The sequence below is a fragment of the Janthinobacterium goodfellowi genome (assembly GCF_051380695.1).
Classification (GTDB): domain Bacteria; phylum Pseudomonadota; class Gammaproteobacteria; order Burkholderiales; family Burkholderiaceae_D; genus Janthinobacterium.
In genome coordinates this window covers 1-13373 of the sequence record NZ_JBNYXN010000010.1, presented here as the reverse complement: position 1 = coordinate 13373, position 13373 = coordinate 1, and the positions used below count along the sequence as shown (strand labels likewise).

Here is a 13373-nt window from a genome sequence, read left to right as displayed (position 1 = left end):
CGCCATGAAAACCCCGCCCACGCGCATCGCCGACATCGACGCCCTGCGCGGCTGCGCCCTGTTCGGCATTTTGGTGGTCAATATCGGCGCCTTCGCCACGCCCTGGTTCGGCCTGGGCTTAACCGATCCCGCCTTTCACGGCGGCGTCGACCGCGCCACGCATTTCCTGGTCGCGCTGCTGTTCGAGACCAAGTTCTACCTGCTGTTTTCCTTCCTGTTCGGCTACAGCTTCACCTTGCAGATGCAGGCGGCCGCGCGCGCCGACGCGCCATTCGTGCCGCGCATGCTGCGCCGCCAGGCGGGCCTGTGGCTGATCGGCGCCCTGCATGCCGTGCTGCTGTTTCATGGCGACATACTGACCACCTACTCCGTGCTGGGCATCGTGCTGCTGGCGCTGCACCGCTGCGGCGAACGCCAGGCGCTGTCCCAGGCCCTGGTGCTCGTCGCCGTCTGCGCCGCGTTCTGGGCAGGCATGGCCTGGCTGCAAAGCCTGCAGCCGGCGGGCGACGCGGCGGACAACGCCGTGGCGATGGCGCAAAAGGCGGCAACGGCGCTGGCCGCCTACCGCGCCACGCCGGCCGCCGTCGTCAATCAGCACTTGCGCGAACTGAGCGACATCTGGATCGTCCTGCTGCTGGTGCAGGCGCCGTGCGCGCTGGCCATGTTCCTGTGCGGCCTGGCCGCCGGCAAGCGCGAAATGCTGCTGCACGCGGCCGATTATCTGCCGCTGCGCCGCCGCCTGCTGTGGGCCGGCGCGCTGGCGGGACTGCCCGGCGCCGCCTTGTATGCCTGGACCTCCGTGTATGGCGACAGCCAGGCATGGCAGGTGGCGGGACTGGCCGTGGGCCTGGCGAGCGCGCCCCTGCTGGCGGGCGCCTACCTGGCATTGGCGCTGGCCCTGTTCGAGCGCCTGCGCGACGGCACGCTGTTTGCGCTGCTGGCCGATACGGGCCGCATGGCCCTGTCGAACTACCTGCTGCAGTCGGCCGTCTGCGCCTGGCTGTTCCTCGCGTATGGCGCGCGCTTGATGGGCAGCGTCTCGCCGCTGGGCGCCCTGGCGCTGGCCGTCATCATCTTCAGCCTGCAGCTGCCCCTGAGCCGCTGGTGGCTGCGCGGCCACTCTTATGGCCCCGTCGAGTGGCTGCTGCGGGCCATGACGATCGCCGCGTGGCCGCGCTGGCGGCGCAGCGGCGCCGCTTATTTGTAGCGGTACAGCGGCTGGCGCAGCTGGATGGGGCGGATGTCGAGGCGCAGCTTGAGCACCGAATACGCTTCCGCCTCGGTCGAGCTGTAGCCGACGCTGTTGACCGTTTTGCTGAAGCGGAATTCGAAGCCCAGGTCCGGGTACGGGTCGCGCGGGTTGCCGAAGGCGATGCCGATGGCTTCCTGCTGCGCGTTGTCGATCAGATTGCCCATCAGGTCGAGCACGGCGTTGTTGCCGAGGATATCGTTGGTAAACACGGGTTCGCGCATGTCGGGCTGGTTCGGATCGAGCTTGTTATCGGCCTTGTCCGGCGAGGGCGTAAACACGCGCGTGACGAGGTTGAACTTGTCGCCCCGGTCCAGATAGCTGATGGCCGCATTGCTGATATTGAAATTTTTCACGCCGCGGTCGCTGATGGCGCCCGACAGGTCGATCAGCAGGGCGCCGCTGTAGCCGATCACTTCCACGTCGCGCATGGCGTCGACCACCATGGCGCTGTTTTCATCGATACCCAGCCCCAGGTGATAGCCTTTTTTCAGCATCACGGGAATCATGCGGGCAAAGCGCCCGCGCACCAGCAGATGCTGGTCGACGAAGACGTCGCTGCCGATGAAACCCAGGCCCGGCGCGATCTCGCGGCCGTCCGTGACGCCCATCTTGAGCATGTCGAGCACGGGCTTGGCGTCGTAGAACATGGTGGTGCTCATGATGGCCGCGCCGGCGCTGGAACCGGCGATCACGCCGCCGTTGCGGTAGACCGACCAGATGGCTTCCAGCGCGGCCGTGCGGCTGCCGTCCGGGCGCAGCAAGGCTTGCGTGATGCGTCCCTGGTCGCCGCCGGCAAAATAGATGCCGGTGGCCGACTTGATCTGCGTGACGATGGCCGGATCTTCGGCCGCCTTGCGGTAATCGCGATTGGCCAGCTTGACGGCCAGCGGTACGAAAAAGGCGTCCGCGCCATATTGATTGAGCTTCTTGATGATGCTTTCACCCGATTTTTCCGGGTTCATCGCGGCCGAGGCCAGCACGGCGATGCGCGCGCCTGGGCCGCCCGACAACTTGACGATACGCTGCCAGACTTCGGCATTGTCGGCGCGCAGGCCGCCGCCGATGATGACGAGCGTGCCCTGCGGCGCGCTGCCGATGGCGCTGCCGCCGGGCGCCGCCACGGCAGGGAAGCTGCACAATGCCAGCGCGAACAGCAGCGCGGCGCAAAAGGTGTGATACCGGCTTGAGAATGATTTCATGGTGCCTTTCAAATACAAGAAAAGGGGCGCACACTGCTTGATACAGGCATGCGCCCTTGCTGCCAAAACTGCTGCTTGCAACCCAACTGCGATACTACCCGCCGCGTGTGACAGCGGTATTGCGGCATTTCCTGCTTTTTTGCCTTATTTGAAGCTGTAATTGGCGCTCGCATAAAAGCGCCGCCCGCGCGGGTCCGTGTAGCTGGGGTCATAGCCGGACAGGAAAAAGTACGCCTGGTTCGAGTACGGCGGACTGGTATTGAACAGATTCTGTATGCCGGCGCGCAGCTTGAACTGCTGGCTGACCGCATACGCGCCCGACATGTCCCACAGCGTGTACGCCTTCACGCGGTTCGGCTTGACCACGCTGCCGTCGTCCGTGTTGATGGCCGAGTTCTGGTCATCGTAGCCGCTCGAATAGGTGTTCGACAGGCTGGCCGAATACGGGCCGTTGTCCCAGTCCAAGGTGATCGTGTGGCGCCAGCGCTGCACCACGCCATCCGTGACGAAGCGGTTGAGATTGCTGACAAAGGTATCGCCAGGGCTGGTCTGTATTTTTGAGCCGAGCACATACGTGCCGCTCAGGTGCCCGCCAAAGCGTCCCCACGCCGTTTTCACGCCGTGCAGGTCGGCCGTGATATCGATGCCCGAGGCTTTTTGCGCGCCGCGGTTTTCCTTGCGCAGCTCGATGTAGTCGATTTCATTGTCCTCGTTGCGGTGCACGAGGTTGCCGTACTTGGCCAGGTTCCCCAGGATGATGTCGTCGCCGATTTCGCTGATCAGGTCAGTGCGCTTGATGTTCCAGTAATCGACACTGAAGGTCCAGTGCTGGTCCGGTTCGAGCACCAGGCCGGCCGAGAACTGGCGGCTGTGTTCCGGTTTCAGCTTGTCGTTGCTGTAGCGGCGCGTGTCCCAGTTTTGCGCGCAATCGGCATAATTGTTGTCCACGGTGGCGCACAGCACGGGATCGGGCAAGGTCGCCGTGCTGCTGTAGACGGTGGGACGGTGCAGGTCCGACATCGACGGCGCGCGGAAGCCCTTGCCGGCCGAGGCCCGCAGCAGCACCTGCTTGGCGGGCATGTAGGTCAGGCCCACCTTGGGGCTGAGGGCGCCGCCCACCTGCTCGTAATGGTCGTAGCGGCCAGACAACTGCGCCTGCCACTGTTTGCTGAACGGCAGCAGCAATTCGCCGTACACGGCTTGCACGTTGCGGCTGTCGCTGGTGCCCTTGCCGCCTTCCGGCGCCGCATCGTTGTTGATGTTGTCGCTCATCAGCAATGCCGATGGGCGGAACTCGGTGCGTTCGCGCCGCACTTCGCCGCCCACGGCCAGCGCCATGTCGCCGCCGCCCATGGCCATCAGCGCGCGCGACGCCTTGAAATCCACCCCATCCATGGTGCCGCGCGCATGACGCACCTCGTCGTCGATCTGGATGCTGTCGAGCAGCGCCCGGCCTTTCGCGCCGGAGGGCCCGAAGGGATTGATGTCGCCGGCGGCGATCCCCGCGATCAGCTTGTCGTACAGGACGTAGCCATGCGTATCGCGGTCCTTCACGACGTTGACGCTGTGATTGAAGCCCACGTCGTAATCCCAGCCGGCGAGCGTGCCGGTGGCGCCCACCACGACGCGCTGGCTTTCGCTGGTCAGCTGACTGGTGCGCATGCCCGCCTCGTTCAGGCGCATGCGCAGCTCCAGTTCGCGCTCCACCTGCTTGCCGTCGTCATCGACGATGGTATCGAAGCCGGCATTGGCCAGCTGCGGTACCTTGCTGTAATCGAGGAAGCCGGTCACGCGCGCCGACGATCCCACGTAATAGCTGCGCGAGCGGCTCAGCGCCACTTCCGCATACAGTTGGTGATCGTTATTCAGTTTCAGCACGCCGCGCGTGAGCAGGTTCTGCTTGTCCGTCTTCGGATACAGCTCCGTGTCGCCCATGTAGTCGTAGGTGCAGGCATCGACGCCGCCCGTACCCGCCGGCAGATACAGATTGGCCGGCGGCGCGCAGTCCGGAATCGCAAAATTGATCTGGCGGTTGGTGATCGGCTTTCCATTGAGCAGGAAACCGTTGTCCTGCAGGTGCTCGCGCTGGGCGCTGGACAGGCGGATATTCGCCGGGCTGGTAAAGTTCGACAGCAGATGGCCGAGGCGCTGCGGAATCTGCAGGTTCGGGATGAACTTGCGCTGCGAAGAGCGCAGACGGTCCGTTTTTTGCAGGTCGACCACGGCAAAGATATTGTAGCCATCGGCCGCCAGGTCGCCCGTGCCGGCCGTGATGCTGGCCGTGCGCTTGCCCGCGCCGCCTTCGTCGGTGCGGCTGCCGTAGACGTTCAGCTCCACGCCCTGGTAATCCTTGCGCGTAATGAAATTGATGACGCCGCCGATGGCGTCCGTGCCGTACAGGGCCGAGGCGCCGTCGAGCAGCACTTCCACGCGCTGCAGGGCGGCGGCGGGAATGTTATTGAGGTCCACGCCCGCATCGTCGCCGGGCGAGGCAAAGTTGGCCATGCGCCGGCCATTGAGCAACACCAGGGTCGACGACGTGCCCACGCCGCGCAGGTTGGCGCTGTTGAAGCCGCGCTGGTCGCCGCCCACGTTGATGCTGGCACCGTCCGTCAGGCCGCCCACGTTGGCCGACACGCGCGCCATCAGCTCGGCCGCCGTCGTCACGCCCGCCTTGTCGATCTCGGCGCGCGTGATGATCTGCACGGGCAGCGCCGTCTCCGACTCCAGGCGCTTGATGGCCGACCCCGTGATCTCCACGCGCTGCATTTTTTTCGGCGCCGGCTCCACGTCCGGCCCCTGCTCCTGGGCCCGCGCGCCACCGGCCAGCATGCCCAGCGCCGCCGACATGCTCAAGGCGCCCAGCGCCAGCCGCACGCCTTGCGCCAGCAGCGACTCGCGTGGCAAGGAGCCGCCATCCTGTCTTTTCATCTGCATTGCCTCTCTCCCCAATGGTGTACGTCTGATTTTTATCATGGTTTTGGGACTGCCTTGCGTTGCTTTGAAGCTGTTTTCCGCGCGCCCTGCACGCCATGTTCGCCGCCATACAGATAGGCTGCGATGACGTCGCTCAAGCGGGCCGCTTTTTCAACGTTCTTTTTGTTCGACACCATCAGCGCCACGGCCAGCGCCTCGATCATGGCCAGCGCCGTGCTGGCGCTGCTGGGCAAAACGGGATGCGTGCTTTGCGCATACAGCGCGTGGTCGGCCAATTCGGCCAGGGGCGACGCGGGTGAGTCGGTCAGCGCCACGATGCAGGCGCCGCGGTCGCGCGCGAAGCTGGCCAGGCCGATGCAGTCGAGCGTATAGCGGGGGAACGAGATCACCACCAGCACGTCGTGCGCCGTCAGGTTGACCAGGTGACCGGCCGCCACTTCCGAGCCGCCGATGCCCACCACTTCCACCACGTGCGGGCAAAACGGCTGCAGGTGCTGCACCAGCATGCCCGCCAGGTTGGCCGACAGGCCGAAACCCATCACGTACACGACCTTGGCGCGCGTCAGGCGGCGCACCACGGCCTGCATGGCGGGCGGCGACAGGGCATCGGAGGTGGCGGCGATGTTGGCGGCCGCATATTCCAGGCTTTCCGTGATCGGCGAGGTGGCGCGCGCGCGCCGTTCTATCGTGCGGCGCAGTTTGTCGACCGGCTGCAGCAGCGATTGCAGGGTTTCGGCCATGGCGCCGCGCATGGCCGAATAATTCTTCTGGCCGATGTCGCGCGCGAAGCGGCTGATGGTGGCCGTCGACACCTGGCAGCTGTCGGCCAGTTCCTCGATGCCCAGCGCCGTCACGCGCATCTGGTTGCGCAGCAGGTAGTCGGCGATCTGCCGCTGCGAGGCCGAGCCGCCGGCCAGCACGTGCATCAGTGCCTGCCCCAGCGGCGATTGCGCAAACGCGGCATCGGGCGACGCCAGCGTGGTGGCAAGTGGCGTAGGGGCGCTGCTTCTGGCAGGACTGGCGGATGCTCTCATATCGCTGGCGGCCTGTGTTTTTGTGTGTGGCGAATGACGGATAAGGAGGCGAAAACGGGGCGCTCGAACTTACTGTACTCATATCAAAAAGAAAACTCAACAAATATTTGTAAAAGGATTTTCATTGATTTACTTCGTGAAAATATTGCTACATAATCGACCGGAATCCATCAACCGCGCCCCGTTTTGGGGCGAATTCACCATGCAAGTACGACAGCATCCCATCTCCACCGCGCACGCCAGCGTCTCCTGCCAATTGAGCAGCTTCCACTTCGGCTCCGCGGCCGCCACCAGCCGCAGCGGCAAGAAGGTGTACATCCAGGCGGCCTTGCACGCGGACGAGGTACCGGGCATGCTGGTGTCGCAATTCCTGCGCCGCGAACTGCTGGCGCTGGAGGCGGCCGGCAAGGTGCACGGCGAAATCATCCTGGTGCCGGCCGCCAACCCGATCGGCCTGGCGCAAGCCATCCATGGCGCGCCGTTCGGCCGCTTCGACCTGACCACCGGCATCAACTTCAACCGCGCCTACCGCCACGTGGCCGATGAATTGAAAACCACGCTCGATGGCCAGCTGGGACAGGATGCGCAAGCGAACGTGGCGCTGATACGCGAGCATGCGCGCGCCGCCGTCGCCGCCTGGCGGCCGGGCACGGATGCGGAGACGCTGAAGAAAACCCTGCTGGGCATGGCCATCGACGCCGATATCGTGCTCGACCTGCATTGCGATAACGAGGCGGCCCTGCACATTTATACGGGCACGCCGCTGGCGGCGCAGATCGCGCCCCTGTCCGCGCTATTGGGCGCGCGCGCCGTGCTGCTGGAACTGGCTGCCGGCGAAGAACCGTTCGACGAAGCCTGCAGCCGCTTGTGGTGGGATCTCGACGCGCACTTCCAGGGCCGCTACCCGATTCCCGCCGCCTGCCTGTCGACCACTGTCGAACTGCGCGGCGAAGTGGAAGTGAGCTACGCCCTGGCCGAACGCGACGCCGCCGCCCTGCTGCGCTTTCTCGCCATCGAAGGCGTGCTGGACATCGCCGGCGCCGGCGACGACCTGCCCGCGCCGCAATGTACGCCCACGCCGCTGGCCGGCGTGGAACCTATCCTCGCGCCGCATCACGGCGTGCTGGTCTACCTGCGCGAAATGGGCGACGTATTGGCCGCCGGCGATGCCGTGGCAGACTTGATCGACCCCGTCAGCGGCGAGACGACGACCTTGCGCTGCACCGTCGCCGGCGTCTTTTTTGCGCGCAGCGCCCACCGCCACGTCCTGCGCGGCATGAACGTCGGCAAGGTCGCAGGCAGCATCGCCTTCCGCGGCGGCAGCCTGCTGAGCCAATAAATGTCACAAAAAAGCGCCATGAGAACATTCAAGCTCCCCAATACCTTCGTCCTGCTGTGCGCCATCCTGGCCATGATCGCCCTGGCGACCTGGCTGGTGCCGGGCGGGAAATTCGACACCCAGCTGGTCAACGGCAAGCAGCTGATCATCCCCGGCACGTTTCATTACGTAGCCAACAAGCCGCAGGGCCTGGCCGCGCTGATGATGGCGCCCATCAAGGGCTTCGTCGACGCCAGCCTGATCATCGGCTTCGTGCTGATCGTCGGCGGCGCCTTCGCCGTGCTGCAAAAAACGGAAGCCTTCGATTCGCTGATCAAGGCCATCGCCAAGGCCCATACCAGCTCGCGCTTCGTGCGCGCCGCCATCATCCCCGTCTTCTTCACCATGTTCTCGCTGGGCGGCGCCACCTTCGGCATGAACGAGGAAGCGATTCCCTTCATCCTGATCTTCGTGCCGCTGGCGCTGGCGCTGGGCTACGACACCATCACGGGCGTGTCGATACCCTTCATCGGCTCGCAGGTGGGCTTTTCCGCCGCCTTTTTAAATCCGTTCAACGTCGGCATCGCGCAGGGCATCGCGGGCGTGCCGATCTTTTCCGGCATCGGCTACCGCCTGATCGTGTGGGCCATCGCCACGGCCGTCAGCATCGTGTTTTTGATGTGGTACGCGGCGCGCATCAAGCGCCATCCGGAAAAAAGCCCGACCTACCTGCTCGATATCGAAAAGCGCAGCGAACATTCGATGGACCTGGACAGCTTTGCCGGCATGACGCGCACGCACCGCGCCGTGCTGTGGATTTTCATGGCGACCTTGCTGACGATGGTCGTCGGCGTCGTCAAGTACGACTGGTTCATCGATGAAATCGCCGCCCTGTTCCTGGTGATGGCCATCATCGTCGGCCTGGTCGGCCGGCTCGACATGGACAGCCTGGTGGCATCCTTCGTGCAGGGCGCGCGCGACATGGTCAGCGTGGCGCTGGTCATCGCGCTGGCGCGCGGCACCATGATCCTGGCGCGCGACGCGCAGATCATCGACACCATACTGCATGCATTGACGCCCCTGGTAGCGTCGTCGAGTCCCGTCTTCGCCGCGCAAAAGATGTTCTTCATGCAGTCGGTGATCAACTTCTTCATCCACTCGGGCAGCGGCCAGGCGGCGCTGACCATGCCCATCATGGCGCCGCTGGCCGACCTGGTGGGCGTGACGCGCCAGACGGCCATCCTGGCCTTCCAGTTCGGCGAATTCACCACGCCGATGATCCCCACGTCCGGCATCACCGTCGGCGTGCTGGCGCTGGCGCGCGTGCCCTGGATTACCTGGGCCAAGTGGATGATCCCGCTGCAGCTGATCTACCTGGTGCTGGCGCTACTGCTACTGATTCCGCCGTGCCTGATGCACTGGCAATGAAAAAAGCCACGGCGCCGCACAGTCGCCGTGGCTTTATTTGCGATACGCCTGTCCGTACTTTCCATCGACACCGCCCTTTGCCCAGTCGGCCATCAGATCGTAAAACCCCGGCGTGATGATGGTGACTTTGCGCGTTCCATCCGATGCCTGAGCATAGCTGCGCATGCCGTGATCGGCCTGCGGGAAGAGGTAGACCGAGATAGCCTGCCCCTGGCTGCGCAACGCCATCAAGCGCTCCACGGTGACCGCCGGCGGCGCCTGGCGGTCTTCCTCTGCCAAGGCCCATAACTGCGGCACCGCGACCTGGCGCAAGACCTGCACCGGATCTTGCGACCAGTCTACACCGAGCTTGTCGAACCGCGGCACGCCATTCTTGCGCAGCTCCTCGACCGGCATGCTCAGGAGCACGCCCGTGTAGCCTCCCTTGATGAGGACAAACCACGGTTCCTTGCCGAATCGCTGCTGAACCTCGGACAAAGCATCCAGGCCATCCTTGTACCCGGATTTCACCAACCGCGCCGTGATATCCGTCACGCTACGGGCCTTGGCAATGACGTCGCCGCCATAGCCTTTGTCCTGCAGTTCCCTGGCAACCTGCGCCGCGTCCTGCTCCGTGATATCGACCGCCAGGCCATAGCCGATGCCGATGAAGTCGGCCTTGGCGCGCGCCTGCGCCAGCGGGACGATCCAGCCGCCCTGGCTCACGCCTATCAGGCCGAAGCGGCCGTAACGGCCTTGCGCCAGCCGTTTGGCTTCGCGCGACGCGGCCACCAGGTCATCGGCCAGGCGCGGAAAGTTCTGCGTATATTCCCCTTCGGACTGCCCGGTACCACGTTTGTCATACACGAAAACGGACACGCCCCGTCCGACCATCTGGTAAGGATCGCGCGCTCGGTCGATCCAGCCGCTGCCTTCGGAACCATGGGCATACACGACCAGCGGCGTGTCCTTGCCTGCGCCCGGCGCCTCCAACAAGCGTCCCGCGAGCATGATGCCGTTCGATTCAAAACGCGTATTCGATTCGGCCAGTGCCACTTTCGGCCAGCGCCCCTTGCCGCCGACAAGCACGGCGTCTTTTCCGCACGCGAGCAGCGCCCCGGCATCCTGCGTGTTGCCGACGGTCCCGTCGCTGAAGGTGTAACTGTACCCCCTGCCCCCATGGGTAATGGCGACGAAGTCCTTCTGGTCGTGGCGAAAAATGCCCGTCTCGCAAGGCGCCGGACTGAATGCATCTGGCATGGGTGCGCCAGTCGCCGTGAGCGACACGGCAAGGAGAGGCCAGAGAAGGGAAGAGGTCATGGAGTCAGGTTCCAATAGAGGGCTGTCGCGTGGTTGATCAAGAAAATCGCAATATCAGTATCAGGGCAGGACCCGGGCCGCGCACACCGCGCCGGCCGTTCAACGCCGATAAATATCCGGCACATACCGCTCCATCAGCGTCTCCGGCCTGAGCGGCGCCGTAAAGCCGTAGCGCGCATACAAATCATGCGCCGTGCTGGTGGCCAGCATGAAGCGGCGCAAGCCCTGCAAGCCGGGATGCGCCATCACGGCCTCCATCAGGCGCTGGCTGTAGCCGCGGCCGCGGTATTCTTCCAGCACATACACGTCGACCAGATAGGCAAAAGTGGCGTAGTCGGTGACCACGCGGGCGAACGCCACCTGACGGCCGTCCAGCGTGCCGCCAAAGCAGAGCGAATGGTCGATCGCGTGCTGTACGGTAGCCAGCGGGATGCCGATGGCCCATGTCGATTGCGTGCTGAGAAAATGGTGGATGGCTGGAACGTCGAGTTCCGCCTTGTCGGTGCTGATCATCAAATGTGACATCGCGCTGGCCCGGCTATCGTTGAAAAACACGATCATCGGCCTTTTTGCTGCGGCTGTCACCAGGGCTGGATAGAACCGGGGGCGCCGCCCGTTCTGCCTGTCCGTGATGCGGTGTTGCTGTTTGCTGCCGATGCTTCTTGTACTGCCTGCATGGCACTGCCGCGCTTACAAGGCGGCTTTTTCTTCGGCGCTCAAGCGCTTGGCGCTGACGTACACGGTGTGCATGGTAGCTTGATCGGCGCTGGCGGCGATGGGGGCCGGCGCGGCGCGGAACTTCGGCACGGCGGCGGTAGCCAGGCTGGTGGCGGCGGCGACGGCGATGATGGCAACGAAGATGGCTTCCATGTTTTTAGCGATGTTCATGATGATGTCCTTTGGGTGGCTGGTTGTGTGTTGCGATGATTGAACTGTAGGCCGATCCCCCCTGAACCGCCATCGGATTGCGACCAAACGCACGATTCGCGGAACAGAATACAAAAAGCCCGGATGAAACGCACAACAGGCCATCGCCGTGGCATTTGAGGCTTGCCAGCCCCATTCCTGGCCATTTCAGCGCCCTGCAAGCCCCTAAAAGCCCTACCGCCGGCCAACCTTGTTTATAATCGCCCTACACTAAAGGACTTCTTTCATGACTGATCAATTCTCCAAAAAGGGCGAAGCCTGGTCGGCCCGGTTTTCCGAACCGGTCTCGGACCTCGTCAAGCGCTACACAGCTTCTGTATTTTTTGACAAGCGCCTGGCGCTGTTCGACATCGAAGGTTCGCTGGCCCATGCGGAAATGCTGCATGCGCAAGCCATCATCAGCCCGGCCGACTACGCGGAAATCCAGCGCGGCATGGCGCAAATCTCGCAGGAAATCGCCGCCGGCCAGTTCGAATGGCTGCTGGACCTGGAAGATGTCCACCTGAATATCGAAAAACGCCTGACCGAACTGGTGGGCGATGCGGGCAAGCGCCTGCACACGGGCCGTTCGCGCAACGACCAGGTGGCCACCGACATCCGCCTGTACGTGCGTTCCGCCATCGACGACATCACCGCCCTGCTGGCGACGTTGCGCAGCGCGCTGACGGACTTGGCCGAGCAGCATGCCGACACCATCATGCCGGGCTTTACCCACATGCAGGTGGCCCAGCCGATCACCTTCGGCCACCACATGCTGGCGTATGTCGAAATGTTCGGCCGCGACGCCGAGCGCATGGCCGACTGCCGCAAGCGCGTCAACCGCCTGCCGCTGGGCGCCGCCGCCCTGGCCGGCACCACCTTCCCCATCGACCGCCTGCGCGTGGCCAAGACCCTGGGCTTCGACGACGTCTGCCACAACTCGCTCGACGCCGTGTCGGACCGCGACTTCGCCATCGAATTTTGCGCCGCCTCCGCCGTGCTGATGATGCACGTGTCGCGCATGGCCGAAGAACTGGTGATCTGGATGAGTCCACGCATCGGCTTCATCGACATCGCCGACCGCTTCTGCACCGGCTCGTCGATCATGCCGCAAAAGAAAAACCCGGACGTGCCGGAACTGGCGCGTGGCAAGACGGGCCGCGTCTACGGCCACCTGATCGGCCTCTTGACCCTGATGAAAGGCCAGCCGCTGGCCTACAACAAGGATAACCAGGAAGACAAGGAACCGCTGTTCGACACGGTCGACACCGTCATCGACACCTTGCGCATCTTCGCCGACATGGCCGGCGGCATCACGGTGAAACCGGAAGCGATGCGCGCAGCCGCCCTGCAAGGCTACGCCACGGCGACCGACCTGGCCGACTACCTGGTCAAGAAGGGCTTGCCATTCCGCGACGCCCATGAAGCGGTGGCCCTGGCCGTGCGCGCCTGCGTCGACGCCGGCTGCGACCTGGCCGACCTGTCGCTCGAGCAGCTGCGCGCCTTCTCGCCGCTGACCGGTGAAGACGTCTTCAAGGTGCTGACCCTGGAAGGTTCCGTTGCCGCGCGCGACCACGTGGGTGGCACCGCGCCACGCCAGGTACGCGCCGCGATCGCCCGCGTGCGCACGCAGCTGGATAAGTAAAACCGGCGCTTGCCGGCAAGCGCCCCGCTGCAGCGATGCAGCGGGGCGTTTTTCATGGCTATGTCACCGTCAAATGTGGGAATGCTCCCAGTGTTGCCTTCAATAATGTTTCCGGCGAACGGATACGACCGGCGTCGAGTATCCAGCGCCAGCCCAGATAATTCGACAGGTAGCGCGTCGCTACGCCGTGAAAGGGGCGTAGCCATTCCCGTAGGCGGCTGTGATAGGCATTGACGTGCTGCACATGCACGGCGCCCTGCACCCGGATGCCTGCGCGCAAATTGACGGCCTGGTGGCTGATCCCCGCTTCACGGGCAAAGGCGCGATAGGCGGCATGGCCATCGGTGACCAACAG

At 64.3% G+C, this 13373-nt stretch carries 11 protein-coding genes; 4 read left to right on the top strand and 7 right to left on the bottom strand.

The features are described 5' to 3' along the window. Positions 1–4: 4 nt before the first annotated feature. Positions 5–1207 (top strand): DUF418 domain-containing protein, encoded by a 1203-nt coding sequence (locus ACQ4WQ_RS27170; RefSeq protein WP_436501317.1) that lies wholly within the window; start codon positions 5–7, stop codon positions 1205–1207. Here ACQ4WQ_RS27170 and ACQ4WQ_RS27165 read toward each other — a convergent pair. The 3 genes from ACQ4WQ_RS27165 to ACQ4WQ_RS27155 all read right to left on the bottom strand — a co-directional run bounded on the left by ACQ4WQ_RS27165 (position 1198) and on the right by ACQ4WQ_RS27155 (position 6422). Further along, a complete protein-coding gene (locus tag ACQ4WQ_RS27165; RefSeq protein WP_326459212.1) occupies positions 1198–2451 on the bottom strand; it encodes a cyanophycinase in 1254 nt (417 codons plus the stop codon). The two genes, ACQ4WQ_RS27170 and ACQ4WQ_RS27165, sit on opposite strands and share 10 nt — an antisense overlap. A gap of 144 nt (positions 2452–2595) precedes the next feature. Beyond that, positions 2596–5388 carry a TonB-dependent receptor gene (locus tag ACQ4WQ_RS27160; protein ID WP_436501315.1) on the bottom strand — a complete coding sequence of 931 codons (2793 nt, stop codon included), beginning with the start codon at positions 5386–5388 and terminating at the stop codon, positions 2596–2598. A 35-nt stretch (positions 5389–5423) separates the two neighbouring features. Then, positions 5424–6422: a MurR/RpiR family transcriptional regulator gene (locus tag ACQ4WQ_RS27155; RefSeq protein ID WP_436501313.1), complete on the bottom strand. Its 999-nt coding sequence runs from the start codon at positions 6420–6422 to the stop codon at positions 5424–5426. Positions 6423–6624: 202 nt separating this feature from the next. On the opposite strand from ACQ4WQ_RS27155, the gene ACQ4WQ_RS27150 reads away from it, so the two are divergent. Further along, complete coding sequence (locus ACQ4WQ_RS27150; protein ID WP_436501311.1) at positions 6625–7761, top strand: succinylglutamate desuccinylase/aspartoacylase family protein; 1137 nt, start codon at positions 6625–6627, stop codon at positions 7759–7761. Positions 7762–7779: 18 nt separating this feature from the next. Further along, positions 7780–9168: a YfcC family protein gene (locus ACQ4WQ_RS27145; RefSeq protein ID WP_162995779.1), complete on the top strand. Its 1389-nt coding sequence runs from the start codon at positions 7780–7782 to the stop codon at positions 9166–9168. Between the two features lie 33 nt (positions 9169–9201). Here ACQ4WQ_RS27145 and ACQ4WQ_RS27140 read toward each other — a convergent pair whose 3' ends face one another. From ACQ4WQ_RS27140 to ACQ4WQ_RS27130, 3 genes are all read right to left on the bottom strand, one after another. Then, the gene (locus ACQ4WQ_RS27140; RefSeq protein ID WP_436501309.1) at positions 9202–10467 is read right to left on the bottom strand and encodes an alpha/beta hydrolase family protein; all 1266 of its coding nucleotides are present in this window, start codon (positions 10465–10467) and stop codon (positions 9202–9204) included. Between the two features lie 99 nt (positions 10468–10566). Beyond that, positions 10567–10992, bottom strand: a complete 426-nt coding sequence (locus ACQ4WQ_RS27135; RefSeq protein WP_436501307.1) for a GNAT family N-acetyltransferase — start codon at positions 10990–10992, stop codon at positions 10567–10569. Positions 10993–11157: 165 nt separating this feature from the next. Beyond that, complete coding sequence (locus ACQ4WQ_RS27130; protein ID WP_070288640.1) at positions 11158–11355, bottom strand: hypothetical protein; 198 nt, start codon at positions 11353–11355, stop codon at positions 11158–11160. A gap of 265 nt (positions 11356–11620) precedes the next feature. On the opposite strand from ACQ4WQ_RS27130, the gene argH reads away from it, so the two are divergent. Continuing rightward, the gene (gene argH / locus ACQ4WQ_RS27125; protein WP_436501305.1) at positions 11621–13018 is read left to right on the top strand and encodes an argininosuccinate lyase; all 1398 of its coding nucleotides are present in this window, start codon (positions 11621–11623) and stop codon (positions 13016–13018) included. Between the two features lie 58 nt (positions 13019–13076). Here argH and ACQ4WQ_RS27120 read toward each other — a convergent pair. Beyond that, positions 13077–13373 (bottom strand): IS1595 family transposase (locus tag ACQ4WQ_RS27120; RefSeq protein WP_436501303.1); only part of this gene is annotated, 297 nt, incomplete at its 5' end.

Bases quoted from the DNA above. Each gene is read 5' to 3' on its own strand.
- ACQ4WQ_RS27170 (WP_436501317.1), top strand. From the start codon at position 5: ATGAAAACCCCGCCCACGCGCATCGCCGACATCGACGCCCTGCGCGGC.
- ACQ4WQ_RS27165 (WP_326459212.1), bottom strand. From the start codon at position 2,451: ATGAAATCATTCTCAAGCCGGTATCACACCTTTTGCGCCGCGCTGCTG.
- ACQ4WQ_RS27160 (WP_436501315.1), bottom strand. From the start codon at position 5,388: ATGCAGATGAAAAGACAGGATGGCGGCTCCTTGCCACGCGAGTCGCTG.
- ACQ4WQ_RS27155 (WP_436501313.1), bottom strand. From the start codon at position 6,422: ATGAGAGCATCCGCCAGTCCTGCCAGAAGCAGCGCCCCTACGCCACTT.
- ACQ4WQ_RS27150 (WP_436501311.1), top strand. From the start codon at position 6,625: ATGCAAGTACGACAGCATCCCATCTCCACCGCGCACGCCAGCGTCTCC.
- ACQ4WQ_RS27145 (WP_162995779.1), top strand. From the start codon at position 7,780: ATGAGAACATTCAAGCTCCCCAATACCTTCGTCCTGCTGTGCGCCATC.
- ACQ4WQ_RS27140 (WP_436501309.1), bottom strand. From the start codon at position 10,467: ATGACCTCTTCCCTTCTCTGGCCTCTCCTTGCCGTGTCGCTCACGGCG.
- ACQ4WQ_RS27135 (WP_436501307.1), bottom strand. From the start codon at position 10,992: ATGTCACATTTGATGATCAGCACCGACAAGGCGGAACTCGACGTTCCA.
- ACQ4WQ_RS27130 (WP_070288640.1), bottom strand. From the start codon at position 11,355: ATGAACATCGCTAAAAACATGGAAGCCATCTTCGTTGCCATCATCGCC.
- argH (WP_436501305.1), top strand. From the start codon at position 11,621: ATGACTGATCAATTCTCCAAAAAGGGCGAAGCCTGGTCGGCCCGGTTT.